The following is a 25097-nucleotide window of genomic DNA, read 5'->3' on the forward strand; positions in this document are numbered from 1 at the left end:
CGCGTCGCCGTGTCACGGCCGCCTGTTGGCGTATTCGAGACGTCAGATAACGCCGTCGAGTTCCCGCAGGAGAGCGGCCTTGCCCTTGGCTCCGACGATCTGTTTCACCGGCTTGCCACCGGCAAACAGGATCATAGTCGGGATGCTCATCACCTGATAATCGCGGGCGGTCTCGGGGTTGGCGTCGATATCCAGCTTGGCCACTGTGAGTTTCTCGCCGTGCGAACCCGCGATCTCCTCCAGGACCGGGGCGACCATTTTGCACGGTCCGCACCAGGTGGCCCAGAAATCGACCAGCACCGGCTTCTCGCTCAGCAGTACGTCGTCGGCGAACGACTTGTCGGTGACGGTGACCGTATTGGTGCTCTCGGACATGGATGTTCTCCTTGATCTCCGGGCGTGACTCGCCCGCGGGTCAGTTCGCTACGGCGACGTCGATCGACTCGTCGGCATGCGGCAGCGTATTGCTGGTGATATCGCCCTTTTCGGCGAGCCAGCGCTCGGCGTCGATAGCGGCGCGGCAGCCCGTACCGGCCGCGGTTATCGCCTGCATGTAGGTGTGGTCGACCAGGTCACCGGCGGCGTAGACGCCCTCGACAGTGGTCTGGGTACCCGGATCGCGCACCTGCACATAGCCCTCGGCGTCCAGATCGACCTGGCCGCGGACGAGTTCGCTGCGCGGATCGTGGCCGATCGCGACGAACAGGCCGGTGGCGGCGACCTCGGAGGTTCCACCGGTCCGGGTATCGCGCAGCGTCAGCGAGGTGACGCTGGTTTCGCCGTGTACCCGCACGACTTCGGCGTTGAGGTGGAAGCGGATCTTCTCGTTGGACTTGGCGCGTTCGAGCATGATCCGCGAGGCCCGGAATTCTTCGCGACGGTGCACGATGGTGACGCTGGCGGCGAATTTGGTGAGGAAGATCGCTTCTTCCATCGCTGAGTCACCACCGCCGACCACGACGATATCCTGGCCCTTGAAGAAGAAGCCGTCGCAAGTGGCGCACGCGCTGACGCCGCGGCCGAGGAGATCCTGCTCACCGGGTACGTCGAGGTAGCGTGCGGCCGAGCCCATGGCGAGGATCACCGCATGCGCTTCGTAGACGTCGTCGCCCACGGTGATCTTCTTCACCGGACCACTCAGGTCGATCGCGTCCACATCTTCGGTACGGATATCCGCGCCGAAGCGTTTTGCCTGCTCACGCATCTGTTCCATGAGGTCGGGGCCCATGATGCCGTCACGGAAACCGGGGTAGTTCTCCACCTCGGTGGTGGTCATCAGCGCGCCACCGAACTGAGTGCCCTCGAACACGAGCGGCTGGAGTTCGGCGCGGGCGGCGTACACGGCTGCGGTGTAACCGGCCGGTCCGGAGCCGACGATGATCAGGTCGCGAACTGGCGTGCTCATGGGACCCTTCCAGAAAAGCTAGCGGGGACGTTTCGGTCAACAACAGCGTAGACGCGCTTTGTTCCCGCTCTCCCGCCCCTGGCGGATGCCGCTGAGCGCAGCCCCTTCGGCAGCCGACACATGGCCGCAGCGCGCGCGGACGCACGCCTGTGGGCGGCAGTTCAGCAGAGACCTCTCTGGTCCGCCCATGGCCGCGGTGAAGGCGGAGGTCGGTATCCGGTTCGGCTTGCAGGCCGGCGCATATATGCAGGACGCCGTCGATTCGGCCGCCGTCCCGTCGCTTGGTGGGTGCAGTTGGGTGGAGCCCTCCGTACTTCGCGCACAGCCGGAGCGAAGGTGGAGGTACGCCTGGTGGGCCGCAGTGGGGCGGAGCTTCCATAGCCCGCGCATGACCAGAGCGGACCCGGTGGTACGCAGGGAGCGCAGGGCCGGTGCGTATGCGGTGGTACGCAGGGAGAGCAGGGCCGGAGCGAATGCGGTGGTACGCAGGGAGCGCAGGGCCGGAGCGAATGCGGTGGTACGCAGGGAGCGCACGGCCGGAGCGAATGCGGAGGTACGCCTAGCCGATATCGGTGGGGGGCGCGAGGACTTCGGGGTTGCCGGGCCCGCAACCGGGGCCGACCACCAGCGCGGTGATCTGGGCTCCGTTACGCCCCCCGACCAGGATGAGTACCGCTTCGCGGCCGCGGAAGTCCATATCGGCGGACCCCAATACCGGGCGGTCGATCCCGGCTGCCGCTACACACGCTGTGAGGGCGGCGGGGTCGGCGAGCCGGCCGCGGACATCGTTGCGGCCGAGAGCACGCAGGGCCACCGCGGTATCGAGCTCGGGGCCCGGTTCGGCTCTGTCCGAAGGTGGAGCGGCTGTGGGAGTGGTTTCGCGATCGGAATCGCCGACGGCGAAGAAAGCGGCGCCGGCGGCGACCACGATCACCGCCGCGGCGGCCAGTGCGGCTGCGATCGGACGCTTGCGGCGGCGCGCGTCCAGTGAAATCGGGGCGGCGCCGGAATGCTCGGAAAGTGTTCCGGGACCTGCGTTCCCGAAACGGGTGGCCGCGGGACCGGGAGAGGGTTGCGGGAAGTGGTAGCGACCGGGTGCTCGGCCATCCAGCGGTTCGGTGACTTCGACCGACGCCCTATCCCGTCCCGAATCACCCACCGGCCCGCCCAGCGATTCGGCCAGCGCGTTCAGACGTGCGGCGATATCGCCGGGGATCGGGCTGGTTATCCGCTCCGAGCCGCGTAGCGCGGCCAGGGAACCCCGGATCTCGTCGAGCGAATCCAGATAGCGTTTGGCCTCCGGGTCGCGCTGTGCCGCGGGCCACAGGCGGGCACCGAGTTCCGGATCGATATTTCCGGCGTGCAGATCGGCGAGCAACTCCTCGGTGAAAGGAGGTTGCGGAATAGGGCTCATGACCTGCACACCTCCAATGCTGCTACTGCGTCCATCTGACTCGGGTACCGATCCCTATGGCCGGTGGTTGTGTACTCCCTCGGGTACATACCGTTCGGGAGGAAAAATGTGTCACTGATAATGACGCGGCGGGCCTACATTTGGTTCCTCTCCACGTGCAGAGAATCCAGTTCGGTCTTCAGACGCTGCCGTGCCCGCGCACATCTGCTCTTCACCGTGCCTACCGGAACGCCGAGCAGTTCCGCGGCGTCCGCGACGCTGTATCCTTCCACGTCCACCGCGACCACTGCCGCACGCTGGTCCGGGGGAAGCTGAAACAGCGCGCGTTCGAGCACGAGTGAGATATCGACCCGGCTGTAATCGTCGGATTCGTCGGATATTTCGGGCCATACCTCCGGCGGCAGGAATGTTGCGGGCCGGGCGCGGTTACGGCGGATCCGGTCCAGGCAGGCATTGACCACGATCCGGTGCAGCCAGGTGCGGACGCCGGATTCCGCACGGAACGAGCCGGCGTTGCGGTGCGCGGAAAGCAGCGCCTCCTGCAGAGCGTCGGCCGCGTCCTCGGGGGTGTAGCAGACTCGTACGGCGGTCTGCCACAAATGATCGTTGTGCCTGCGGATCAGTTCGGCGAAGGCGTGCGGAGCTCCGTTCGCGTGCGCCCGCAGCAGATCTGTATCGGTTGTCGTATCCAGCCGGGATTCCCCTGTTCCCACCGTGCCGGTCCCCGTTGTCCCCGCACGACCCCCCGCGTTCAGTTCGGACGACAATAGCCAACCCCTTGGACAGCGCTCACGACAGCAACGACGGTCGGCGATTCGGCACCGAAAGCCACTGCGAGAAGGCAGCGTGCGGAATCGTACCCCTGATCCCGCCGGGCTCCCTGCTGAGAGCGCGGATCGCGATCATATCCCGGCAAACGATTCGGCGGCAACCGATTTCGTCCCGCACACCCGTGTTACGCGGGCGTGCGGGACGTAGCCGGTCAGGGTTTCGCTTCGAATCCGAGCTCGGCGATGGAGCTCTGGAACTGCGCACCCGAATTACCCAGCCCAGTGACCCAGATGAGGACGTAACGGGCCGCCTGATCGGTCTGGATCGGTACTTCGGTCACCCCGTCGCCCAGGACCGCCGTGCCGACGAGCTGGGTCTGGTCCAGTGTCGCCGCCTCGGTGGGCGAGGTACGGATCTCGACACTGGTACCGGGGGTGGACGAGGTGATCGAAACCTTGGTCAGGGTTGCGGGGCTGGGCAGCGTCGCCAGCAGGCCGACGCCCTTTTTCAGCGCCGGGAACTGCTGGAAATACTGATCGGTGCTCCATGAGGTCGCCGGGTCGCCGTCGGTCGTCGCGGCGGCGCCGGAAGGATCGTCCGGCGTGCCCTCCGGGGAGAACACGACGACCCCACTGGCCGGTACCGGTGCGCCGTCGGCCGCGGCGGGCGCAGCCGACGGGCTCGCCGGGGTCTCCGAGGCATCCGGTGCACGGCTGGTGGTGAGACCGATGATCTTCTGCTCATTGAGCGGCTCGCTGGAGCTACCCGGGGCGAAAACGCTGACCAGCCACCAGATGACGATGCCGACGACCAGGGCGGTGAGGATGCCCAGGGCCACCATGATCCACATCATCCGCTGCGATTTCTCGCGTTCGGCGGCGAGCAGTTCCGGATCTGCCAGTGATTCGTCGGCCGGGGCGGGCGCGCGCTGACCGAGGCGCAGTACGGGAATGAAATCGGTCTTCTGGTCCACGACCGAGGCCTGCTCCAGCACATGCTGGATGGTGGCCGCGGTCCGCACACCCTTGTTCGGTTCCAGCGACCGCACCGCCACCGCGGAGATCTCGAACGGGACCTCGGGACGGATCTGGCGGGGCTCGATCGGGGTGCCGTCGGGACCGAGATCGGCCGGGTACAAGCCCCCGACCGTGGCGGCATTCCCGCTCATCCCGCCCTGACGCAGCGGCCAGCGGGCGGTCATGAGGGCGTACAGCATGGCGCCCAGACCACGTACGTCGCTCTGCGGGTCGGCGTCTCCCAGGGTGCCCGGGAAGGCCAATACCGCATCACCGGACGCGCTGATACGAATCCGGTCCGGATGGTCGATGGACAGGGCTCCGCCGCTGCGATGAGCCATTTCGGTGGCCGAGGCGAGGACGCGGATGGCCCGAGCCGCGCCGATCGGCGACGGGACGGTTTCGGCCATTTCGCGCAGCGAGCGACCGGGAGTCCATTCGGCGACCACGATGCCGCCGGAACTACCGCGCACCACATCCAGCACCCGGGCCAGGCCGGGCGAATTGATCCGGCCCAGACGTAGCGTCCGGGAAAGGATCGCCTGCGGGCCGTCGTGGCCGGAATTACCGGCATCCTTCTGATCGGCGTCGACGAAGGTCAGTGCGACCTCACGGTCGAGTTTGATATCGAGCGCCTGCCAGAACCGCAACCCGCGCGCCCCGCCGTGCCCGGCCAGCAGCCGGTAACGGCCACCGGCCACCGAGGCACCGGCGATGAGTTTCGGCCCGCGCTGGACCCGGCTGGACTGGGTCATCGGCGGCACCGGGATCATGCCGGTGTCGTAGACCGGATCGGTGGCCGAGACCGTCGAACCGGTCTGGTGCAGATGCTCTTCCGAGAACTGTTCGCCGGGGTCCTCCGGTTCGTATCCTTCGTCCGATTCGCCCGCGAAACCGGCGGCTTCGTGATCGGGGTAGTTCCCCGAATCCGGCCGCTGGTCCGCCGGGTAGGCGGAATCATGCGTGGACGGTCCTCCGCCCACGCGCTGGGTGTGCGGGCCGCCCGGTTCCGTCTGCTCCGGGGGAACATCGGTGGACAGGCGACCGCTCGCCGGATTCGAGGAAGAATCGGCGGCTGGGCGCTCGCCCACCGCGTCGTCGCTCACCCTCGGACCTCCTTCGCCCTGGTATGCCGCAACTTCCGCGGTCCTGCCTCTTGTGCTCGTCTGCCGAACAGGGTACGGGAACTGGCCCGAGCCGGTGCGCTCAACCGAGTCCGGCCGGATTACCGGCAGCACCATTGTGCTCTGCGCGTCCATGGCCGAGTCGAAGCCGGAGTACGCCAGATACGGATCCCGGCGGTGCAGGATGCGGGTGGCGTACTCGTCCTCGGCGGGTCCGAGGTCGATATCCGGGGCCGGCGGGGTGATGCCGAGGCGCCGCGAGATGGCGACGGTGATGGCGACCACCTCGGGGATACCCGCCAGGCGCATCAGCCCGAACGCCACCGCGAACATGACGATCCCCGTGATGCCGACCCGGATGAAGGAGCCGGGACCGCCCAGCGATTCGGTCAGGCGGTCCAGTCCCATGACCCGGTCCGCGATCAGCATCACCGCGCCGCCGGCCAGCGAGGCCAGCAGGACGCGGCTGACCGTCCGCCCGACATTGGCCATCCGCAGATCACCCAGACTGCGGTGCAGCAGGTAGCCACCGATCACCGCGCCGGTGGTGAATCCGAGACCGGTCGCGACGCCGAGGACGATCACGACCTGCTGGCTGCTGTCGGCGATGAACGGGGCCAGCGCCGAGAACAGGATCTTGATCGTGGTGATCCCCAGAATGATCCAGGTGGGTGTCCAGGCCTGTTCGCGGGCGTAGAACACCCGCAGGTGGATCAGCACCAGCGAGTACGGGATCAGGGTGAACGCCGAGAAACTGACCGCGGTACCGAGCCGGGAAGCGTCCTCGGCGAACCGGGCGTAGCCGAACAGCGCATCGCCTACCTGCGGACCGGCCACCGTGAGGAACGTGACGATCGGGATCAGCGCGATCATGGTCAGCCGAGTGGCGGCCGAGAGATCGTCCACCACCGCGGGGGTGTCGTCGTTGGCCGCGTTACGGCTGAGCCGGGGCATGATCGCGGTGAGCAGGGTGACGCCGATGACGCCGTAGGGCAACTGGAGCAGCAGCCACGCGTTCTGGTAGATCGCCGGGCCCGCCTCGTCGGCCTGCGAGGAGATATTGTTCGCGAAGATGCCGCCGATCTGGCTGATCAGCACGTACAGGATGATGGCGCCCGCCATCGTGCCGAATTGTTTGAGCCGGGCATCCATACCCCACAGCGGGCGCAGATCGATACCCTGGCGGCGGATCGCGGGCAGCAGGCTGGCGGCCTGCACGATAACGCCCAGGGTCACACCGCACCCCAGGACGAGCAGTTTCGGATCGCTCATCCGTACCGGGTCCAGAGTTATCTCCCCGGGGGTGAGCGCGTACAGGCCCAGAACGACCAGTACCACCACGTTGTTGAGCACCGGTGCCCACGCACCCGGTTTGAACGCTCCCCGGGTGTTGAGGACGGCCGTGAACAACGCGGACAAGCCGTAGAAGAGTACGGCCGGTACCAGCAGGAAGGTCAGCGCTGTGGTGAGCGCGGTGTTGACCTTGCCGTTCTCGGAGACGAAGACATGGGTGGCCAGGATAGGCGCGGCCGCGGTGGCCAGGAGCGCGGCGGTGGCCAGGATCACCGACGCGGCTGTGACCAGGCGCCGGATGAAGGCGGCGCCGCCGTCGGGGTCCTCCTGTTCGGCCCGGACCAGGGTCGGTACGACGATCGCCGTCAGTACAGCGCCCAGCACCAGCTCGGCGATCATGTTCGGGATGAGACTGGCGGAGGTGAACGAACTGGCGATGGCCGGACCCAGCACCGCCAGCAGGAGCAGCTGTTTACCGAAACCGGTGATTCGGCTGATCAAGGTCGCGATCGCGATGGATCCGGAATCCTTGAGCAGCTTGACCTGACTGTTGCTCGCTTTCTCCGGGATCGCCGCCGGTTTCTCCGCGACGGCGACCGCGGACATGGGGCCGGTTCCCGTCCGGCCGCGCGCGGGAGCCGCGGCAGCAGGAGCCGCTGTGGGCCGTCCGGCTTCGCGGCCCGGCGATACTTGCCGGAACGGCTGGGAAGGCGGCGCTTGCCGCTGCGGTGGGGCCTGCGGATGCGGCGGTCGGCCCGGTGCGGCGGACGGCTGCCCCGGTCTGTCGGGCCGCACGCGAGGCTGCGAATCCGGTGCCTGCGGCGGGCGGGCCTGGGACGGCGCCGGTGGCCGCTCCTGCGGGCCCGGACGCCCCGGCGCCGGCCCACCGGGCGGCGGTTGCATCGGCCTCATCCGCTGCGCGGGGAACGGTTCGGAGGGCGGGCCCGCGGTGGGTGTGCCACCCCCGGGTCGGGGCCGCTGCGGGGGGCGCCCGTCTTCCGGGCGACCCTGGGCCGGCGGGCGGACGCCGGGAGCGGAGGGCCGGCCTTGGACAGGGGGCACCGGCGGACGGCCGGGTGCCTGTTGCGGCCGGGCCCCGGGCAGGGGTGGTACCGAACCCTGCCGGGCCGCCGGAGGCGCGGGGCGCCGTTCCGGGGGCACTGCTGGGCGGGCGCCGGACGGAGGCGCGGGGCGCTGCTCCGGGGGCACTGCTGGGCGGGCGCCGGACGGCGGGTTCGCGGGCCGACCGGGCCCCGGATTCCGGGGCACACGCGGATCCGGGTTCGGCTGGCGGGCGGGTGCGTAGCGGTCCTCCCCAGGATGCGGACCGGGGCGCGGGCTCGGCCGTGGACCGGGCGGGACGGCCCGATCCGCCGGACCACCGGGCCGCTCGGGCCGGCGCATCTGCGGAGGCGGCTCCCGGAACGCGCCGGGGCGTTCGCGGTCGAGCTCCGGATCACCCTGGTGACCGCTCATATCCGTCTCCGGGCCGGGAGCTCGATGCACTCGCTCCCACGGTGCGCTGGGGGGCCGGCGGGCTCGTGGACCGTCGGGCTGTCGACCGGGCTGCTGCCGATGAGCGGAGGATTCATCGTCGCTCATCATGCCTCCTGTATCGCCCGGACTCCGCGTGGCGGTTGTCCCCTGTGTCGCGTCGAACACATTGTCTCGGCGTCAACGCGCGACGAACCGTGCGGTCCGTCGGCGGTGGCGCGTCCGACTGCGCACCGACACCCGGACGGATCTCCGGACAGCCGATGCGCACTCTCCATCTTCCATGGGACGCGGGTCCTGGTCACCCTCCCCCGGCCGTGCGTACGGCAACTCGCCGCCGTCGGCCCCGCCGAACGCGGGGATCCGCGGCTAGACGTGTTCCCGGCTCCGGGCCTTCCGTCCGGCTGTCTGCTGGGCCTGCATACTCGACTCGGGCCCGGAACGCGCACGCCCACGGCGGCGGGCTCGGCCCAGCCGGACGACCCGCTGCCGCAATCCTGGATCGATACCTTTGTCGGCCGGGTCGCGTTTGCCGTGAAAGCGCCGCCACAATCGGCGTCCGGCCAGCAGGAACAGCAGAGCCGCCGCGCACGCGGTGATGATCGCGAGAATCTGACCGTAGGCGTTGGATCGCACCGAGATCGAAGTGGCGTACCCGAGCGGCACCCCCTCCGGAGTGCTCAGCGAGATCGGCACCACGAGCTTGCGGCTGTCACTGACCTCGGTCGGGATCTGGAAGGACCGGGTGCCCCGCGGGGGCAGCAACTGCTCGCCGATATCGGTGATCTTGGTTTCCGGTGGGGCATCGATCCGGAACCGGATCCGCACCGAGACGGGCAGATCGTTGCGGGCCACCAGCAGCAACGGGCTCGACTCGGAGGCCAGCGTGTACACCCCGCCGGGCGGCAGCACCGATACCGAATGGAAGATCTCGTCCACGGTGGACGTCGCTTTCTCGATCCGGCGCTGGGCGAAGACCTCGGCCTGCGCGGTGGGCCCGCCGCGCCGGTCCGACAGCGACAACGCGCGCACCAGATCGTCGCGCAACGGGTCGAGATAGGCGCGGGGGGTCGGCGCCGTTTCGGGCACCTCCACCATCGCCTGTAGCAACTGGGAGATCCGGTGGGACTGGTCGCGGGCGGGAGTCGCGAAATGTCCGGGCACCGCTTCGACCACGGCCTCCGGCAGCGGTGCCAGCTGATACGGGACGGCATCGGGCGCCTGACCGACGAGATCGTCGAACGGCCGCGGATCGACCAGCTTGTTCTCGACCAGCAGGTCCAGCTGCCGCAGCAGGGCGGCGGCCTCGTCACGGTTCGCGCCCCACTGCTGCGGCGGCATGATCAACTGCGAACGGGGGCGGCCCGGATCGGATTGCAGCGCTCGCCACGACACCGCCCCCAGTGCGTCCTGTAGGCGCGCGGTACGGGAATCGTTGGTCACCGCGTAGCGCGCCGATTCCGGCACATAGGCAGGGGTGGGTGGATTGGAACCGACGCCCGCCAGCGCGGCCGCGGGCCAGATGTCGAAGGTCGCCACTCGCAGCGCCGGATCGGCCGTCGAGGCGGCGCCGCCGCCGGCCTGCGAAGGCGCGGCACCCGCCGGGGTCTGTTCCGGGGGTGGTGTCCCGGCGCCCGCCTGCTCACCGTCGCCGGCAGTGTCCCCGGCGGGCACTGCCTCCGGGGTGCCGCCGGATTCCGGCGCCGGGGTGGACGGTGGAGTCGCGCCGGCCACACCGGGCAGCCGCACCACATCCGGTACGGCCGCGTACGGGTCGCCGGCACCGCCCTCAGGGGCCACCGCGTTACCCGCCAGCACCGCCGTCCCGAAACCCTGCGCCTTCAACAGCTGCGCCGCGCCCTGATCCAGGTTGCTGGCATCGGGCAGACTCACACCGCGGACGGACCGGGTGTTCAGAATCGAATCGACTATCGAAGCGGGCGCATCCAGCGCCCGCGCGGTGAGTGCGGGATCCGCGGCCGCCGCCAGCGCCGAGATATCGACCTGCGCGAACGGCAGCGCCACCGTGCACATCGACGACGCCAGATTCCGCAGCCGATCCAGCCAGGCCTTAGCAGATTCGGTGCCGGCCCCGGGCCGAGTCGCGCCATCCGGGTCCGACGGACTGGCCAGCACTCGATAATCGCTGGTCATGGCCTGCACGGTGAGCAGTAGATCTGGATCGATCGCCAGACAGACCGCCGACGACGGGCCGTCGTCGGCCCGGTCTTCGCCGAACACCGACTCCAGCGCCCCCACCAGCTCGTCCAACCGGCCACCCCGGCTCACCGAGGCGGCCAGCTCATCATCGGTCAGCTCGACCTCCCGATCCAGATCCCCGGTCTGCCCGGCCACCATGCGGGGACGGTCGGCCAGCGGCCACAACAGGGTGGTCTGCACCGGCGGGGTCGCGGGAGCGGGAAGCGGCGGAGCACTATCGTCCGTGGCCGCGGGCAAACCCAGCACCGGCAACAGGAACCGCGCATCGTCCAACCGCGCCTGACCGCCGTAGTCCGGGGTCCCGTTCACGTTCAACAGCAGTGGATACACACCGGGTTCGGTGATGTTCAGCGATGTCCCCGCCGCGTCCCGCAGCGGGACGGTCATGGTGAACTGCTGGCGCTGCCCCGGCTCCAGCCGCACCGCCACATCCTGGAACGGCGTCGGGAAGTCGTAGTTCACCTGATCGAGCTTCAAACTCGTCCGCAGCTCACTGGGGTCCGATACCGCCCGCGCCCGCTGCACCCGTACTGCCACCTCGTCCACGCCGCGGTCACCGATATTGGTCACTGTGCCCGCCACTGTCAGCACCGGCTCACTCTGGGTGGTGACAGTGCCGGGACTCACCGAATCGAGGGACAGTTTCAGGAACTGCGGGGCCGAGGTGTCCTCGGCCGAGCCCGTCGGCTGGGCGTGCGCCGGGGATCCGAGCAGCGCGGGCAGCGCCGCCGAGCCGAGGATGGTCAGGATCACGAGCATGATCCGACTCAGTCCACGCATCATCGCTTGCCGGTCTCCATCCGGTCGATCAGGCGGTTCGCCACCTCGGCCAGCCTGCGCTCGTCGGCGTAGGCCAACCTAGAGTTCAATTCGCTCAGCGGTACCCAGTCGACCTGGGTGACCTCCACATCCGCGTCGGATAATTCACCACCGACCGAACGCAGCAGAAAATGATGCACTGTTTTGTGTACCCGTCGACCCTCGGTGACGAACCAGTAATCGATACTGCCCAATTCGGCGACCACCAGGCCCTGGATACCGGTCTCCTCGGCAACCTCACGGATCGCCGTCTGTTCCGAGGATTCACCCTCTTCGATATGTCCTTTGGGCAGCGACCATAGCAGCCGGCCCCGGCGGTCGGTACGGCCGATCAACGCGGCACAACGCGCTTCCGGCGGGCCGTCCAGACCATCGACGACCAAACCGCCGGCCGAAGTCTCCCGCACGGTACGCATACGAGGTTTCGCCGCACCACCGGCCGAACCACGGCGCCGCGGCTGGCGGCGTCTACTGTTCGCACGATCGGCCGGAGACACTACGCAATACTAGAGCAGTGTTTATTTGCGCCGCCTTCGGCGGCGCTGGGCGGGACCCTATTAACCCCGGTTCTTCACTCCGGCGCTCAGTCGCTTCACTCCGGCGCTCAGTCGCTTCACTCCGGCGCTCAGTCGCTCCGGAACCGGGGCGGGCCCCGCCGCTGAGGTGGGCCATTCGGAGTAGACGGAAGGTTGTGCGGAGGTGAGCTTCCTGGAGGAGTGAACGGAGTTCGGTTTTCGGGATGTGGTGCCGGAAGGGAAAGTGAAACTGTTCGTATCGGCGTTGTGTTCCTGGCGCTGCCGGGTGGCGTCGCGAATTACTTGTGAGACTCGGCTGCCGGTGGACGCAAACGGGTGCGATGAGTGCTGCGCGGTGACGGTTCGGACCGGGTTTGCGAGGCCGGCCCCTCGGCTGACCGCGGAGAACGCCGAGCCGAGCAGACGGGCGGTGCGCTGGCGTTGTCGGCTTGCGTCGGGTGCCCAGGTAACCCGGCCCGCGTCGAGTTCAGCGGGACACTACAGCCGCCCCGCCGCCCAGGCCTCGAAGCGCATGTACTCGAGGCGCGAGGCCCGCAGCCTGAGGTGGGACTTCAGGGGCCGCAACCCCGTGCGCCGGACGCGGGTAAACAGGCACAGTAAGGTTCTGCTGTGGTTTCGACCGAGTCCGACGACGTTGTGCAGGATCGCCGTACCCGTTTGCTCGCGGCGGCCGCTATTACGCTGGGTCGGCTCTCCGATGTACTGACACCTCTCGGGGAGATGTTCGCCGCGCACGGGTTTCAGCTGTATCTGGTCGGGGGCAGTGTGCGCGACGCCGTGCTGGGGCGGCTCGGGACGGATCTGGATTTCACCACCGACGCGCGGCCGGAACAGGTGCAGGAGATCGTGCGCGGCTGGGCTGATCAGCTGTGGGATACCGGGGGGCTGGCATTCGGGACGGTGAGTGCGGCCAAGGACGGGCAGCAGCTGGAGATCACTACGTTCCGCAGCGACACCTATGATCGGGTTTCGCGTAATCCGCAGGTCAGCTTCGGTGACACATTGGAAGGCGATCTGGTCCGCCGGGATTTCACGGTGAACGCGATGGCGGTGCGGATCGCGGTGGACGGGTCGCTGGAGTTCGTGGACCCGCTGGACGGAATGGCGGCGCTGCTGGCCGGGGTCCTGGATACACCCGCCGCGCCGGAGGACTCCTTCGACGACGACCCGCTGCGCATGCTGCGGGCGGCGCGGTTCGTATCGCAGCTCGGTTTCGAGGCGCATCCACGGGTTCAGGACGCGATCACCGAGATGGCGCCGGAGATCGATCGGATCACCGCGGAGCGGGTGCGGACCGAACTCGACAAGCTGATCGGTGGCGCTCACCCGATCGACGGCATCAACATGATGTGCGAAACGGGTCTGGCTCAGCGGGTGCTGCCGGAGGTCCCGGCCATGAAACTGGAGATCGACGAGCACCACCAGCACAAAGACGTCTACTGGCATTCGCTGACGGTGCTGGACCAGGCCATCGACCAGGAGGAAGGCGACCCCGATCTGGTGCTGCGGTGGGCGGCACTGTTGCACGACATCGGGAAACCGGACACCAAGCGCAACGAGACCGGTGGTGGGGTGAGCTTCCACCACCATGAGGTGGTGGGCGCCAAGATGGTGCGCAAGCGGATGCGCGCGCTGAAATATCCGAAGCAGTTCACCGAGGACGTCGCCCGGCTGGTGTTCCTGCATCTGCGGTTCCACGGCTACGGCAAGGGACAATGGACCGATTCCGCGGTCCGCCGCTACGTCACCGACGCCGGGGACCTGTTACCCCGCCTGCACAAGTTGGTGCGGGCCGACTGCACCACCCGGAACAAGCGCCGTGCGGCGGCTTTGCGCTCCACCTACGACGATCTCGAAGTACGGATCGCGCGACTGCAGCAGCAGGAGGATCTGGCCCGGGTACGGCCTGATCTGGACGGTAACGCGATCATGGAACTGCTCGGGCTGCCGCCGGGGCCCGAGGTCGGACGGGCCTGGCGATACCTGAAGGAACTACGTCTCGATCGCGGGCCGCTCACCCGGGACGAGGCCGAGCAGGCGCTCGAGCAGTGGTGGCAGACCCAGAAATGACCCAGCCGGTCAGAAAACGATCAGCGTGGTGCCGGCCACGATCGCGGAACGGATCTGCGCCAGGTCGAACGAACCGCTGACCGGCGCCAGTTCGATCCGGAACCGTACCTGTGCGCCGTCACGGACGGCCCACCGCACCCGAGCGCCCCGCGGTAGCTCCCCCATCGGGATGGGGCTCAGGGTGCGCCACCGTCGCGGTACCGGAAGGCCGGACCAGGTGGCACGGCGGACCTGTAGTTTCAGCACATCGTCGGTCACCGAGGCGTCCAGTTCGGCGGTGATCCGTTTGCGGCGGTGCACCGCGCGGACGAGCCCCAGTTCGGTGACCGACAGCTCCCATTCGTGCTGGCGGTTCGCGAGCCAGTCGACCACGGCGTCGAGGCCGACTGTGCCCTCGATATCGACCCGGCCGGCGCGGACCCGGGTCGGCATGCCGGGAACCAACCGGACCTCGTGCGAGATCACCGTGACCTCTTCGACAGGCCGTTCGTCCCAGCGGAGTTCCCGCAGCGCGGCCTTGGTTTGGAAATGAGCGCCGCGGCGGCGCACCTTCAGCACGTCCAGGGTCCCGGTCAATCGATGTCCGAGCAGTGTCGCGCTGATCTCCTGCCCGCCGAACCGGCTCAGGATTCCTTCGCTGAGCACGGTGAGCAGTGTGTCGGGCAGCAGCGCTGTGACGGTGCCGGCGCCGAGATCGGCGACCGGTTCCACCCAGGCGGTGGTATAGCCGACCCACTGTTCCAGCCAGGACTGCTCGAACAGTCGTCTGCCCAGCTCGACGGCCCGCAGCGCGGAGAACGGGGAGGCCGATCGGGGATCGGAGTAGGCGTCCATGATCACCCATGAGCGTACTGGTCCGGAGGGCCCGTAACCATTCGGATGTCGTCTGTTCAGCGGGCGGCCGAACCCGGGTGGATGAAACCGGTACTCATCCCGCGATACTCGGCCGCGCTGACCGGCAATGGCCGCGAGGTGTGTCCGGTTCGGGTAGGTTCACTGCAGCGATGGGACTCGACAGGAGACTGCGAACTGCTTTGAAATACGCGGCGCGGCGGGATCGAACGAATCGTTGCGGGCTCGTCCTGCTCGGTGTGGTCCTCGTCGGGTATGTGGCGGTGCCGGTCCCCGCTCGTTCCGCACCGCATCCGTGGGCCCCGCCACCGGTGAACGCGTGCGGCGAGACCGGATTCGATCCGCTGGCCCGCGAACCCGATCCGGCGGCGCCGCCCGCGCCGCCGGTGCAATTGCCTCCACGGATCGATATCCCGATCCCGGTGCCGCAGCTGCAGCCGGTGCCCGTCCCCGATCCGCCGCTCGACAACACGCGGATCACACCGGATCCACTGCCCGCCGACCCCTGCCGGAATCCGTGTCCCGATATCCGTGACACGCCGAAACCACCGGAGCCGGGGCCGGAATCGGAGCCCGGCGAACCGGCGCCTCCCGCGGCTCCGGACAGTGGCTCGGCGAGCGGAAGCGGTTCGGGCAGTGGATCCGGTTCCGGGGTTCCGTGGAGATTGCCCGAGATCCGGATCAACCCGGAGATCGAACCCATCCCCTACCCCGTGCCCGGCGGTGCGGGAGATCCTCCGCAACCGGCGCCGCCACAGGTGGTGCACCCCGCCGAACCCGGCCCGGTCGCGCCGCCGGTCGCGCCGCCGCGGGTCGAATCGGCGCGGCTGGTCGAGCAGATCACCGGGCCCGGGTCCGGGAACCGGACCGATATGCGCTGGCAGGTCGACGGCACCGACCTGGGGCTGATGTGGGAGACGAAACCGGGTGAGGTCGCGGTCGTCTTCGGCGACACGTTCGGCAAGGGTTGGTCGGCCGGCGGCGTGGGCGATCCCGACGACGACTGGCGCAGCAATGTGCTGGGTTACAGCACCGATCGCGATCTCTCCGACGGATTGTCCCTCGACACGATGGTCCAGGACAGCCGCTGCCATGCCGCCGAACTGCTGGGTAGTCGCAAGATCAAGAACTGGGAGACCACCACCATCCCGACTTCCGGTTTCGCGCTGGACGGCCGGCAGTACCTCAGCTTCATGTCGGTGAACAGGTGGAGCCGGATACCCGGTATGTGGTGGACCAACTACGGCGGTATCGCCTACTCCGACGACAACGGCAGCACTTGGGTGAAGGACCAGCACGCCCGGTGGGAGAACCTGTTCGGGCTCGGACGGTTCCAGGTGGCGGCCATGGTGCCGCACGGGGACTACGTCTATATGTTCGGCACACCCAACGGGCGGGTCGGCGTGATCGGTCTGGCCCGGGTCCCGAAGGGCGAGGTGCTGAACAAATCGGCGTATCAGTACTGGGTGAACGGCACCTGGGCGCCCGCGGCGGAGAACCAGGCGACACCGCTGGTGGCGGGTATCGCCAGTGAATTGTCGGTGCGGGTCGATCCGGGTACCGGGCAGTGGCAGATGAGTTATCTGGACCCGGCGCGCGGCGCGATCGTCCTGCGCACCGCCGCCGACCCGCAGGGAACTTGGACCGAATCCGTCCAGCTCGTGTCGACGGCCGACTATCCCAAGTCCTACGGCGGTTTCCTCCACCCGTGGTCCACGTCGCGGGACCTGTATTTCACGCTGTCCGCGTGGGATACGTACAACGTCTATCTGCTGCACGCGCAGCTGGCTCCGCCGGACGGGTCACCCGCGTCGTGACGGTCGCGGACGCGCGAGTTCAGCCGGGCCCGGCCGCGTGGCGGAACCGGATCCGCTGACCGGGCCGGGCCTGCGCCATCCGGTCGATATCGGCGTCGGCGACCACCGCGATCACCGGATAACCGCCGGTGATCGGATGGTCGGCGAGGAAGATCACCGGCTGCCCGCTGGGCGGCACCTGCACCGATCCGAGTGCCATACCTTCGGTGGCGAGTTCACCGGAAAAGGTCCGGTGCAACGGCGGCCCGCCGGCCCGGTCCAGGCGCGCGCCGACGCGGTCGGTATCGGCGCTCACCGTCCAATGCCCCGTGAACAGGGCGTCCGGGTCGGTGAACCAGTCGTCGCGGGGGCCGGGTAGGGCGCGGATCTCCAGCGTCCCGGGTGGTCCGGGCTGCGGGGCCTGGTCGATATTCGGCCAGTCGCGGGGTTGTGGACCGATGGGGAGGGATTCGCCTTCGCGCAACGGCGGCGGACCGATACCCGACAGCGTGTCGTGACTGCGGGAACCCAGGACCGGCGCGACGTCCACTCCCCCGCGCACCCCGATATAGCTGCGCAGTCCGGACCGGGCGAAACCGAGCCGCAGCCGCCGACCGGGTTCGAGATGCAGCACGCTCGCATGGCCCACCGGGGTCCCGTCGACGGTGGCGGGGGCAGGGGCTCCGGTGACCGCCACCAGCAATGACGTTTCGGCTCGCAGGGTCAGTCCGCCCAACAGGACCTCGATCCCGGCCGTCCCCTGCGGGTTTCCCACCAGGCGATTCGCCAGCCGCAGCGCCCCACGGTCGGCCGCCCCCGCGGGGCCGACCCCGGAATCGAACCAGCCCGGCCGACCGAGATCCTGGACGGTGGCCAACGGGCCGACCTGTTCGATCACGATCATGGGGCGGCATCCACATCGACGAACCGCACCCGGGCGCCGGCGCGGACGAGCGCGGGCGGGTTCCGGTCGGTATCCCATATGGTCAGATCGGTGGTGCCGATGAGCTGCCAGCCGCCCGGAGTCTCTCGCGGGTAGACGGCCGAGTACGTACCGGCCAGTCCTACCGACCCGGCCGGTACCCGGGTGCGTGCCGCGGCCCGGCGAGCGATCGATGATTGCCAGCCGGTGGCGGTGAGATATCCGAACCCGGGCGCGAAACCGACGAAGGCGCAATGCCACACCGCTGCGGTATGTGCGGAAACGACCTGATCCGGACGCATTTCGAGTATTTCGGCCACGGTATCGAGATCCGGACCGCCGTAGCGGACGGGGATCCGTACGAGTTCGGTCGCGGCTGCGAATGTTCCACGGGAAACATCGATTTCCACCGCGCCGAGCCCGGCGGCGACCCGCTCCAGCTCCCGGCGCACCCGGGGCGCGGAACGGACCGAGTCCAGAGTGATGAGAACTGTTTCCGCGGCCGGCAGAATATCCACCACCCCGGCGATGGGCCGCCCGGACAATTCCGCGACCAGCTGTCCGACCCGATCCGGATCACCCGGAATGATCAGGAAGGCACGGTCGCCCGCACACCGTATCGCCGCCGGGCCGGTCTCCCGGATCTGTGGTGGTCGCGACAATTCACCTCACCCCGTTCCGCTCGTTCAGGTGAAGGACGCTACCGCGATCCCGGCGTCCTCGAGTGCCGCGCGGATCCGCCGGGCCATCCCGACCGCCGTCGGAGTGTCGCCGTGGACGCAGATACTGTCGGGTGAGACCGCCACGGTGGCGCCCCCGTGTGCCACCCGGACGGTACCGGTCTCCGCCAGTGATACCGCCTGGGCGACAGCCATATCGGTGTCGAGAACGGCGCCGGGGGTTCCCCGGGCTGCCAGCCCGCCCGCCGCGGTGTAGCCCCGGTCGGCGAATCCCTCGCTCACGAAGGGCGTCCCCGCGGCCAGCGCGGACTTCTCGAGATGGGTACCGGCGGGACCGAGCAGTACGAGGGCGGGGTCGTAGTCGCGCAGCGCCCCGACCACGGCGTCGGCGAGCGCCGCATCGGCCGCCGCGGCGTGGTACAGCGCGCCGTGCGGTTTCACATACCGCACCCGGTCACCGGCGGCTCGGGCGAAACCGTCCAGGGCACCGATCTGATAGAGCGTCTCGTCGCGCAGTTCGGTGGGCGGTACGGCCATGGCCCGGCGGCCGAATCCGGCCAGATCCCGGTATCCGATATGCGCCCCGATCCGCACGCCCTTCTCCACCGCCGTCATGCAGGTTCGCCGCATGATGGACGGGTCACCGGCATGGAAACCGCAGGCGATGTTCGCGCTGGTCACGATATCCAGCATGGCGGTATCCTCGCCCATACTCCACGCCCCGAACCCCTCGCCGAGGTCACTGTTGAGGTCGAGTCCCATGGCACCATCCTTCCGGCCCCGCCTCCATTGTTCACACGATGGGCGCGCCACGCATCGAAGCCGGACCTGCGCGGCGTCATCTCCGTGACCGGAGATCGGATCCGTGTCCGGAGGTCGCGGCCCGGTTCGGATCTGCTCCGGTGGGAGCCGGCGGCCCGCTGTCGACAGGGCACCCCGCAGTGTGGCCCATGTGTCCGGCCGGAGTTGCGGGACCGCGCACCCGGGCTGGGGAGCTGGTTCGGCGGATGACCGCGCCGATCAACCCTGCGCGCTGGAAGCCGGCCGGCTCCGCCTGCGGTTGTTGAGCAACAGTGCGATGATCCCCGCGCCGTAACAACCGGCCCCGGCCAGCACGACGACAGGTGATCTGCCGTCCGCCGGGACTATCAGCGCCGTCAGCGCGACCGCCAGCACGAAGGCGATATTGAACACCGTGTCCTGGAGGGCGAAAACCTGTCCGCGCCGGTCGTCGGGGATATCCATCTGCATCGCGGCATCGCCGGTGAGTTTGATCGTCTGCCCGGCGAGACCCAGCAGGAACGCCCCGGCGAGCAGGAGCTGGTGGGCTCGATGCACGGTATCGGGGGAATGCGCGAAGGCGGTCGGAAGGACCAGCGCCAGCTGTACCGCGATCGCGCAGGACAGGGCGAGCAGTACCGTCCGGGGCCGGCCCAAACGCGGAATGAGCAGCGGTGTCAGCAGGGCCGCCAGCAGCATTCCGGCGGCGGTGGCGGTGATCGCGACACCGAAGCCGATCAGTCCGCTGTCCACCGCCGCGCCGTGCGACGGTGACTCCCGCAGCACCAGCACCATGACGAGAGTATTGGCGCCGAACACGATCCGGTGTGTTCCGATCCCGATCATCGCGGTGGATACATCGACCGATTGCCGGACCGCGCGTGCGCCGACCAGCAATCCGGCCAGTACCGCTCGAACCGCGCCCGCCGGGTCACCGGGCCCCGATTCCGGTCCCAGCGTGCGGGGCCGGAACCCGGCCGTGAGCACCACTCCGGCCACCGAACCGCTCACACTCAGCGCCACGGCGACCGCCGATCCGGTGTCCCCGGCGCCGATCCCGCCGATCACCGCCACCGCGGCCCCCGCACCCGCCGCGGCACAGGCCGAACCCACGGTGGCGAGAACGGAGTTGGCCGGTACCAGCCGGTGTTGCGCCAGCACCCGCGGCAGTGCCGCCGAGACACCGGCGGCGGTGAACCGGCTGATGCCGACCACCGCGAGGGCCAGCAGCAGCAACGGGCTCGCCGCGGCGCCGGCGAGCAGCCCGAGCGCCACAGCGGCGATCAGCAGGCCGCGCACCAGATTGGCGACCAACAGAACCAGCCGCCGATCCCATCGGTCCAGCAGGGCGCCCGCGTACGGTCCGATCAGCGAATAGGGCAGCAGCAGCACAGCGAAACCGGCCGCGACGGCGAGTGGATCGGTTTCGCGCTCGGGATTGAACAGGATCGCGCCGGAGAGCGCGGCCTGGAACATGCCGTCACCGAACTGGCTCGTGAAACGCACCAGGGTCAGCCGGATCGCGCCGGGGCTCTCGGTGATCGCGGCGCGCAGGGCTTTCAAATGATGCCGGCGCCCGCCCCCTCCCGGTGTCCGGTCTGTGGTGGTGGGTTCGGGCGCAGAGCTGGACACCGCCGCGACGCTACCCGCCCCGCAGTCCGGGGGGCATTCCGGCCGGTCCGGGCACTCGCTCGGTGATCAGCAGATCGACGGCCTCACGCATATCCGGGGCCATCGGCAGGGTGCCCAGCGCACCGGCGTCTATCCAGGCGTAGTCGTCGTGCTCGTCCGGGTCCAGCGTTATCTCGCCGGGTGCGGCCTCGGCCAGAAAACTGAATTTGCGCACCTTGGCTTTGGTCCGGGTCGCGTAGTCGAACCAGCCGAGGAAATCGGTGATACGGCGGGCCACCAGCCCGGTTTCCTCGAGCAGTTCCCGCGCCACGCCCTCGGTGAGCGACTCCCCGGATTCGACCCCACCGCCGGGCAGCTCGTACATACCGCCGAGATAGCCGCCCGGTACCCGGCGCACCACCAGCAGTTTTCCGTCCCGGAACACCGCGACGCCGACCACCAGGTCGGTGACGCCGTCGCGCCGCGCGGCGGCACGCAGCCGCTGCTCGGTTCGCGCGAGTGCTTCGGGGCGCATCTTCCACCTCCTGGTTCCTAATTTCCATTTTCGTCGAAACACGTGCCACACCGCTATTACCGCTCCCGTTGCTCACCGTCCGTTCACCCCGGGGTCGCTCGCGTAAAATGCCGAGAGCGGACAATCGACCAGGTCGTGGTATCGCCGAGGTGCTACATACGGGAAAGGTAATTGTGCCCGAGCCGGAAAGGAGTCGTGCGATGTCCACGCTGCCGACGCCGCATATCGATGTACATCGTGCGGGTGATCGTCTGAAAACCCGGATATCCTGGCTCGATTCCAAGCATTCGTTCTCCTTCGGCGCGCACTACGACCCCGAGAACACTCATCATGGTCTGTTACTGGTGAACAATGACGATATCGTCCTCCCCGGCCAGGGCTTCGATACTCATCCGCACCGTGATATGGAAATCGTGACCTGGGTGCTGGAGGGTTCCCTGGTTCACCAGGATTCGCTCGGCCACAGTGGTGTCATCTATCCGGGACTCGCGCAGCGGATGAGCGCCGGAACCGGGATCCGGCATTCGGAGAAGAACGATTCCTGGCGGGTCGAGGGCAACCGGTCCGAACACGAAGAACCGGTGCATTTCGTGCAGATGTGGGTGTTGCCCGACGAACCCGGGATCGAGCCGGGTTATCAGCAACTCGAGATCGACGATCAGTTGGCCGGGGGCGGGCTGGTGACCGTCGCGTCCGGGCTGCCGCGGTATCGCGACCGCACCGCCATCGCCATCAACAGTTCGCATTCGGCGCTGCATGTGGCGAAGCTGTCCCCGGAGGGGCAGGTGACGGTAGACCTGCCCGAAGCGCCCTATGTGCACGTGTTCGTGGCCCGCGGGGCGATCGAGATGGAGGGCGTGGGCCTGCTGGACGCGGGTGACGCGGTGCGCCTGACCTTTTCCGGTGGCCAGCGGCTCACCGCGCGGGAGCCGGCGGAAGTACTGATCTGGGAGATGCATGCCCGGCTCGGCGCCGGGTAACGTCCGAAAAGTCCGGATAGAGGGTCGACCCGAACGGTATGGACCCTCGACAATGATATGCGGACCGAGATCGCCCGAGCGCTACCCGCAGGGTCTCGACCAGCTCAGCCGAGGAGGAACGTATGTCCTACCCACCGCCCCCGGGCTACCCCGCGCCGGGTCCGGGACCCTATCCCGGTCCCGGCGGACAGCCCGAGTACTGGCAGGAATCGCCGAAACGCAAAGGTATGGCGATCGCCGCGCTGGTCCTCGGCATCCTGGGCGTACTGACTTTCTGGACGATAGCCGGCGGCATCCTCTTCGGGCTGATCGCGGTGATCCTGGGGGTGGTCGCCCTGGTGAAGGCGAACCGCGGTACCGCCGGCGGCGGGATCATGGCCGTGATCGGCCTGATCCTCGGTGTGCTCGCCATCGTCGGCGTGATCGTGGTCGCCATCATCGGCTGGGGGATCTGGTCGGATTCGGGCGGTCGCGATTTCGTGGACTGCGTGAGCAACGCGAACGGCGACCAGACCGCCGTCTCGCAGTGTGAGGACGAGTTCAACCAGCGGATCGAGGACCAGTACGGGGTGACGATCGCTCCCCCGGAGCCGACCAACTGAACGGGCGGGCCGGGGACATATCCGGCCCGGCCCCGTCCGGTACCGGCATACTGGGTTGTGTGACTTCCGACGTGACCAGCCCCTCCGGCATCGATCTGACCCATCTCGAACCGGCCGTCCGGGTGCAGGACGATCTGTTCACGCACGTCAACGGTGCCTGGCTGGCCGGGTACGACATCCCGGCCGACCGGGCCGTCGACGGCGCGTTCCGCAAGCTCTACGACCGGGCGGAGCTGGATGTTCAGGAGATCATCCGCAATGCCGACGGAGAGCCCGGCAGCGATGCCCGCAAGATCGCCGACCTCTACGCCTCGTTCATGGACACCGGCACCGTCGAGTCGCTGGGGCTGACGCCGATCGTCGAGGAACTGGCCGCGTTCGCGCGGACCACCGACCGTGGTGAGTTCGCCGGACTGCTGGGCCGGTTGCAACGGGTCGGTGTATCCGGCGCGGTCGCGGTCTATGTGGATACCGACGACAAGAACTCGCAGCGCTACCTCGTCTACGCGACGCAGTCGGGTATCGGCCTGCCCGACGAGTCCTACTACCGCTCCGACGACTATGCCGAGGTGCGCGACCGCTATATCGCGCATATCGATCGGATATTCGCGCTGGTCGCGGCCGATCCGCGGGTCGCGGAACTGGTCCCCGCCGGGCCGGTCGGCACCCGGGTGTTCGAGCTCGAACGCAAACTCGCCGCGGCGCACTGGGATGTGGTGCGTCGTCGCGACGCCGAACTGAGCTACAACCTCACGACTTTCGCCGACCTGCTGGCCACGGACCCGGAATTCGACTGGACCGCGTGGGCCGACGGTCTCGCCGAGGGCGTTTCCGGCGGTGGCCCGGAGCTGTTGGCGGAACTGGTAGTCCGGCAACCGGACTACCTGCGGGCATTCGCGCAACTGTGGGCTTCCGAACCTGTCGAGGAGTGGCGGCTGTGGGCGCAGTGGCGGGTATTGCGTTCCCGCGCGCCCTATCTCACCGAAGCACTGGTGGAGGAGAGCTTCGATTTCTACGGCCGCACGCTGACCGGGGCCCAGGAGAACCGGGAGCGCTGGAAGCGCGGGGTGTCGCTGGTCCAGGATCTGCTCGGCGAGGCCGTTGGCAAACTCTATGTGGCCGAACACTTTCCGCCCGAGGCCAAAACAGCGATGGTGCGGCTGGTGGACAACCTGCGCGAAGCCTATCGCCGCAATATCGCCGAGCTGGAGTGGATGAGCCCGGCGACACGACAGGCCGCATCGGCCAAGCTGGAGAAGTTCACCCCCAAGATCGGCTACCCGGACCGCTGGCGCGACTACTCGGCGATCACGGTGACGCCGGCCGATCTGGTCGGCAACTACCGGCGCGGCTACGCTGTCGAACACGATCGCGACCTGAACAAACTCGGCGGACCGGTGGATCGCGACGAATGGTTCATGACGCCGCAGACGGTGAACGCCTACTACAACCCGGGGATGAACGAGATCGTCTTCCCAGCCGCCATTCTGCAGCCGCCGTTCTTCGATATGAATGCCGACGACGCCGCCAACTACGGCGGGATAGGGGCGGTGATCGGGCACGAGATCGGGCACGGGTTCGACGATCAGGGCGCGAAGTACGACGGCGACGGCAATATGGTCGACTGGTGGACCGATGCCGATCGCGCCGAGTTCGGTAAGCGCACTCGGGCGCTGATCGACCAGTACGACGTGCTCTCCCCCGCCGAGCTGGCCGATGAGCACACCGTCAACGGTGAGTTCACGATCGGCGAGAACATCGGTGACCTGGGTGGACTGTCGATCGCCCTGCAGGCCTACCGGATCTCCCTGGACGGGCAGGAGGCGCCGGTGATCGACGGCCTCACCGGCCTGCAGCGGGTGTTCTTCGGCTGGGCGCAGGTCTGGCGGACCAAGTCGCGTCCGGAGGAAGCGGTCCGCCGGCTGGCCGTGGACCCGCATTCCCCGCCGGAGTTCCGCTGCAACGCGGTGGTACGCAATATCGACGCGTTCCACGAGGCCTTCGAACTGACCCCCGGTGATGCCCTGTACCTGGCGCCCGAGGAGCGCGTCAAGATCTGGTAGCCCGTACCCCGGTGACGAAAACGGTGGCCCGCCCGAATCTTCGGGTGGGCCACCGTTTCGTGCCGGTTCTGCCAGGCCGTGGAAGCGCGGAGCCCTCCCCTGAGTCATCCACTC

18 protein-coding genes and 1 pseudogene are annotated in these 25097 nt (G+C 68.4%); 6 read left to right on the forward strand and 13 right to left on the reverse strand.

Going from position 1 to position 25097, the window contains the following annotated elements:
* Nucleotides 1–42: 42 nt before the first annotated feature.
* The 7 genes and pseudogenes from trxA to IEY68_RS22750 all read right to left on the reverse strand — a co-directional run.
* Nucleotides 43–390, reverse strand: a pseudogene (gene trxA, locus IEY68_RS22720) (thioredoxin); the annotation flags it as partial.
* 25 nt (nt 391–415) lie between these two features.
* Nucleotides 416–1405 carry a thioredoxin-disulfide reductase gene (trxB, locus tag IEY68_RS22725; protein ID WP_062999095.1) on the reverse strand — a complete coding sequence of 330 codons (990 nt, stop codon included), beginning with the start codon at nt 1403–1405 and terminating at the stop codon, nt 416–418.
* Between the two features lie 559 nt (nt 1406–1964).
* The gene (locus IEY68_RS22730) at nt 1965–2819 is read right to left on the reverse strand and encodes an RsmA family anti-sigma factor (RefSeq protein WP_189094450.1); all 855 of its coding nucleotides are present in this window, start codon (nt 2817–2819) and stop codon (nt 1965–1967) included.
* 134 nt (nt 2820–2953) lie between these two features.
* Nucleotides 2954–3532: an RNA polymerase sigma factor SigM gene (gene sigM, locus IEY68_RS22735; RefSeq protein WP_062999089.1), complete on the reverse strand. Its 579-nt coding sequence runs from the start codon at nt 3530–3532 to the stop codon at nt 2954–2956.
* A gap of 269 nt (nt 3533–3801) precedes the next feature.
* Complete coding sequence (locus IEY68_RS22740; RefSeq protein WP_062999088.1) at nt 3802–7629, reverse strand: lipid II flippase MurJ; 3828 nt, start codon at nt 7627–7629, stop codon at nt 3802–3804.
* Nucleotides 7630–8886: 1257 nt separating this feature from the next.
* The gene (locus IEY68_RS22745) at nt 8887–11520 is read right to left on the reverse strand and encodes a DUF6049 family protein (RefSeq protein WP_063916342.1); all 2634 of its coding nucleotides are present in this window, start codon (nt 11518–11520) and stop codon (nt 8887–8889) included.
* Nucleotides 11517–12053: an NUDIX hydrolase gene (locus IEY68_RS22750; protein ID WP_062999086.1), complete on the reverse strand. Its 537-nt coding sequence runs from the start codon at nt 12051–12053 to the stop codon at nt 11517–11519. Before IEY68_RS22750 ends, IEY68_RS22745 begins: the two co-directional genes overlap by 4 nt.
* A 45-nt stretch (nt 12054–12098) precedes the next feature.
* Between IEY68_RS22750 and IEY68_RS37150 the strand changes: the two genes are divergently transcribed.
* Nucleotides 12099–12218, forward strand: a complete 120-nt coding sequence (locus IEY68_RS37150) for a hypothetical protein (protein ID WP_373293004.1) — start codon at nt 12099–12101, stop codon at nt 12216–12218.
* 483 nt (nt 12219–12701) lie between these two features.
* The gene (locus tag IEY68_RS22760) at nt 12702–14162 is read left to right on the forward strand and encodes a CCA tRNA nucleotidyltransferase (protein WP_058856999.1); all 1461 of its coding nucleotides are present in this window, start codon (nt 12702–12704) and stop codon (nt 14160–14162) included.
* 9 nt (nt 14163–14171) lie between these two features.
* On the opposite strand, the gene IEY68_RS22765 is transcribed toward IEY68_RS22760, so the two are convergent.
* The gene (locus IEY68_RS22765) at nt 14172–14996 is read right to left on the reverse strand and encodes a hypothetical protein (RefSeq protein ID WP_058857003.1); all 825 of its coding nucleotides are present in this window, start codon (nt 14994–14996) and stop codon (nt 14172–14174) included.
* Nucleotides 14997–15166: 170 nt separating this feature from the next.
* On the opposite strand from IEY68_RS22765, the gene IEY68_RS22770 reads away from it, so the two are divergent.
* Nucleotides 15167–16831 carry a glycoside hydrolase family 183 protein gene (locus tag IEY68_RS22770; protein WP_082681667.1) on the forward strand — a complete coding sequence of 555 codons (1665 nt, stop codon included), beginning with the start codon at nt 15167–15169 and terminating at the stop codon, nt 16829–16831.
* Between the two features lie 19 nt (nt 16832–16850).
* Here IEY68_RS22770 and IEY68_RS22775 read toward each other — a convergent pair whose 3' ends face one another.
* The 5 genes from IEY68_RS22775 to IEY68_RS22795 all read right to left on the reverse strand — a co-directional run bounded on the left by IEY68_RS22775 (nt 16851) and on the right by IEY68_RS22795 (nt 21338).
* The gene (locus IEY68_RS22775; protein ID WP_058856998.1) at nt 16851–17714 is read right to left on the reverse strand and encodes a 5-oxoprolinase subunit C family protein; all 864 of its coding nucleotides are present in this window, start codon (nt 17712–17714) and stop codon (nt 16851–16853) included.
* Nucleotides 17711–18352 carry a 5-oxoprolinase subunit B family protein gene (locus IEY68_RS22780; RefSeq protein WP_373293005.1) on the reverse strand — a complete coding sequence of 214 codons (642 nt, stop codon included), beginning with the start codon at nt 18350–18352 and terminating at the stop codon, nt 17711–17713. Before IEY68_RS22780 ends, IEY68_RS22775 begins: the two co-directional genes overlap by 4 nt.
* A 66-nt stretch (nt 18353–18418) precedes the next feature.
* Nucleotides 18419–19174, reverse strand: coding sequence for a LamB/YcsF family protein (locus tag IEY68_RS22785; RefSeq protein ID WP_058856996.1), 756 nt, complete (start codon nt 19172–19174; stop codon nt 18419–18421).
* 258 nt (nt 19175–19432) lie between these two features.
* On the reverse strand, nt 19433–20755 hold the full coding sequence (locus tag IEY68_RS22790; protein WP_058856995.1) for an MFS transporter: 1323 nt from the start codon (nt 20753–20755) through the stop codon (nt 19433–19435).
* Nucleotides 20756–20834: 79 nt separating this feature from the next.
* Complete coding sequence (locus tag IEY68_RS22795; RefSeq protein WP_058856994.1) at nt 20835–21338, reverse strand: NUDIX hydrolase; 504 nt, start codon at nt 21336–21338, stop codon at nt 20835–20837.
* 200 nt (nt 21339–21538) lie between these two features.
* Here IEY68_RS22795 and IEY68_RS22800 point away from each other — a divergent pair, with 200 nt between their 5' ends.
* From IEY68_RS22800 to IEY68_RS22810, 3 genes are all read left to right on the forward strand, one after another.
* Nucleotides 21539–22318, forward strand: a complete 780-nt coding sequence (locus tag IEY68_RS22800) for a pirin family protein (protein ID WP_058856993.1) — start codon at nt 21539–21541, stop codon at nt 22316–22318.
* A gap of 122 nt (nt 22319–22440) precedes the next feature.
* Nucleotides 22441–22920 (forward strand): DUF4190 domain-containing protein, encoded by a 480-nt coding sequence (locus IEY68_RS22805; RefSeq protein ID WP_058856992.1) that lies wholly within the window; start codon nt 22441–22443, stop codon nt 22918–22920.
* A 59-nt stretch (nt 22921–22979) separates the two neighbouring features.
* Nucleotides 22980–24983, forward strand: a complete 2004-nt coding sequence (locus IEY68_RS22810; RefSeq protein ID WP_062999084.1) for a M13 family metallopeptidase — start codon at nt 22980–22982, stop codon at nt 24981–24983.
* Nucleotides 24984–25097 lie beyond the last annotated feature (114 nt).

It is taken from the genome of Nocardia jinanensis, assembly GCF_014645735.1.
Classification (GTDB): Bacteria; Actinomycetota; Actinomycetes; order Mycobacteriales; family Mycobacteriaceae; genus Nocardia; species Nocardia jinanensis.